Source organism: Desulfoplanes sp. PS50, from assembly GCF_053851535.1.
In genome coordinates, this window is the sequence record NZ_JBSPZA010000069.1 from 1 (window position 1) to 3,081 (window position 3,081).

At 43.4% G+C, this 3,081-nt stretch carries 3 protein-coding genes; all 3 read right to left on the reverse strand.

Annotated elements, in window-relative coordinates; genetic code table 11:
• Window positions 1–272: 272 nt before the first annotated feature.
• Window positions 273–923 (reverse strand): hypothetical protein, encoded by a 651-nt coding sequence (locus tag ACTVJH_RS15675; protein WP_455992796.1) that lies wholly within the window; start codon window positions 921–923, stop codon window positions 273–275.
• A 124-nt stretch (window positions 924–1,047) separates the two neighbouring features.
• Entirely contained in the window at window positions 1,048–1,908 is an 861-nt protein-coding gene (locus ACTVJH_RS15680) for a S1C family serine protease (RefSeq protein ID WP_455992799.1), read from the reverse strand.
• A gap of 562 nt (window positions 1,909–2,470) precedes the next feature.
• On the reverse strand, window positions 2,471–3,081 hold a 611-nt coding region (locus ACTVJH_RS15685; RefSeq protein WP_455992801.1), incomplete at its 5' end, for an IS1634 family transposase.

Genomic DNA, 3,081 nt, shown 5'->3' on the forward strand with positions numbered 1-3,081 from the left:
CGGCAAATGTCCTTGGAAGCATTTTGGAACTAGTCCAAAAAAATATGGATAGTTTCGTTGGTGAAAAAGGACTTCTTGTCAATAAAAACAAACTATTAACGACTAATCGCTAACCCCGAAAGTCGAGCAGATAAGCTGTAAACCCTTCACTGTGGACGTTCGGTACCCTGCATTTCCATTCTCTGGCGATCATTAGTGCGTGGTTTTCCTTGATTTGTAACGCTATGATAAGCCGCCGGTGCGAAGCGCAGCGTAGTGCCGGTCGGCTTTATCTACTGGTTAGATTGAAGCAGCGCTCGAATGTCCGCCTCATAGGAGGTGTAGTCGCGCCATCCCATGAGGGCTGTACAATTTGATGCGAAGCTTACCAGACTTTTGTTTTTAAGATCGAAAGCCGGATCAGCAAAGGGCTGATTTGTGGTGATCCCATGGCGTTCCGCCAACCGGCGAAAAACTTCCTGGTTTGGCTCTCTTAGTTCCTCATCCTCAAAATGAGTATGCTGGTTTCGAGCGGCATAGATGATCAGGCCAAGAGGAACGTCTCTTGTTTTTCTACCAATGCAAAATCGCACGGCTTTATTGTTTGGTCGAATAACTTCAGCCCAATCTTCTGGGATTGATTCATTTTCTGAATAACACTCAATGGCTTTTGCAGCTACTTGGAGAAGCGCCCCACATAGTATTCCTTGGGCAAAGGTTTCAGATAGGTATTCGCGTTCAGCTTGTCGCCTCTTCTGAATATTAGCGTCGTTTTCTGCTAACCAAGCTTCATGGTTTTTCTGAGAGGACTCCTCGTCCCCATATTCCGAAATAAATATCGGTAGCCTATGCCGCCTGAGAATGCCGGTATATTCATCGATTCCCTCAAAAAGCTTTATGACTGCGCTTGATGTCCGTTTTATATAGTCTTCAGATGTTTCCATGGTTACTCCATCAATCTACCGACAAGCTCACTGACGCCGTGCACGGACTACGCTTGGAAACCCGCGTGGCATACGGCTTCTGGTGAAGCGTTTGGTTCGGGAATTCGGCAAGATCAATCTTACCTTACTCGAAACAGCCTATCTGGACAGTATAGCGGATTGCCTTTTCTACAATATCTGCCGTTACTATCGTTTTTTCCGAATTATTAGCGAAATAGGTGATATTATGTGTATCTAAAAACAACTGTAGAGTTTGCGACTTTATTGCAAAATTAACATTTTGAGGAATTGAGCCTGAAGCTTTTAGGGTCGCAATTTCATTCAACTTCGCAGAAACAACGCCTACTATATTCCCACTTTTGTCAAGGAGTGGACCACCCGAATTCCCGGGTTGAACTGGTGCTGTTATTTGTAGGATGTTGGAATCGTCTGCAATCCCAGTCATGGAGCTTATATTGCCTATTGTTACTTTTGCGGACTCCCCAAGAATCTGACCCAAGGGGTATCCAATTGCAATTATGTCATCACCGGATCGCAACCCAGATTCGGACCTAAAATAGCCGAACGAATTTTGAGGTGGTTGTGTATCGACAGCCAGAAGAGCCAAGTCGTTTGTTTTATCTGTGAATATTACTTCAGCTTTGGAACTAAAAAAAGGATTCTTCACCTCAATTGACCGACAACCCATAACCACATGGTAATTGGTAATGATGTTTCCTTTTTTATTTACGATGAATCCAGTACCTGACCTCGCCTTCGCTTCATACTTCTTATTAGGAGTGCGGGGGACATTATTATTGCTCGAAGATTCGATTCTTTTAAGAATCGCCCATACTCTGCGGTCAGTGTTCACGGGTAACTGTTGGGCTGTGATTATTTGTGAGTCATAATACCCTTCCTTTTTGAATTGATAATACCAGGTCAACCAACTTGGTTGATAACCGGTGAAATATTCAGTAAAGGGTGTTGTACCCAGAAATTGCATTTGAACAGGCGTTGCTCCAGCATATATTTTAGCCCCTGAGGGGTCTGATTCAAAATGGCACTTAATCGTACTAGAGCAGCTCTGTGTCAGGACTAAGATGATAAATAATATTAGCGAAGTCTTCGGAAAGCGATTAAACATATTTTCCCCATTTCAACATGTCTTTTTTCAATCTATTCGGACAATATCCAGCTCGCATTCAGAGGTTCTGGGACAATTTTCAAAATACGCAACTCTGCAATTTCCTTTCTCTGCCCATTGTTTAATTGTCTAACGGACTTTCTCTGGTATCTTGTATCCAAAAATGATCCCAGTTAAAAGCTCGATAGGGAAACGGTACTCTTTTCGTACATCCAGTCTTTCGATTTTGTCAGGATGACACGCTCCATTTGTTCTTCTTTACTTCTATCTATAGGTATTTCTGTATAATTCTTGTATTTTACTGGCTGTACTTCGCCGAAAAAATACAATTATCGGAACCATCAAATTCAAACCAAATGTCAGTCTCGACTTTCAGGCTTAATCACTCAAAAATCATCAAAAATACTATAATATCAATTAATTACGCTTTGGCTTTTTGTAAGACCCCATTTTGTATTTTGTAGCCTATGGCAGCGAGGATAGCTGTTTGTTCAGGGTCTGGTTCTTCAAGCATTCTGGCGGGTTTTCTTTTGCCACTGTGCCAGCATAAGCAGCTATTCAGGTTTCGCATGGACTGCATGGCACTGTCGGGACTGCATGCGACTCCTGCACGGTTCAGCCAAAGTGTAGCCAGGCGGAGGTACGTCAGGGCCACTATGCATGAGAATATGTGGCAGCGAATCTTCGAGTCGGTCCAATGCCACATGGGGCGAAAGTTTCCGAATTCACCAGCTTTTGTCTGCCTGAAGGCATTTTCCACCTGATATCGATCAAGGCTGGCCCTGACGATATCATCCGTGGATAAATCGTGATATGATGTCACAATGATATTTTTTCCGAACTTGGCGATGTGTTTGCTTATCCGGTAATGATTTTTACGAAAATACAGCTGGAGTCTTTGGTTTGAGACCCTGAAATCAAGATCATAGAGATCCTTGGGAAGGTAGAGAGAGCCACAGAGTTCTTTGTAGCGTTGCTGGATCAGATGCTTGGAGCCCCATCTTTTTTGCCCGCCGCGCACCTTTGATCTGA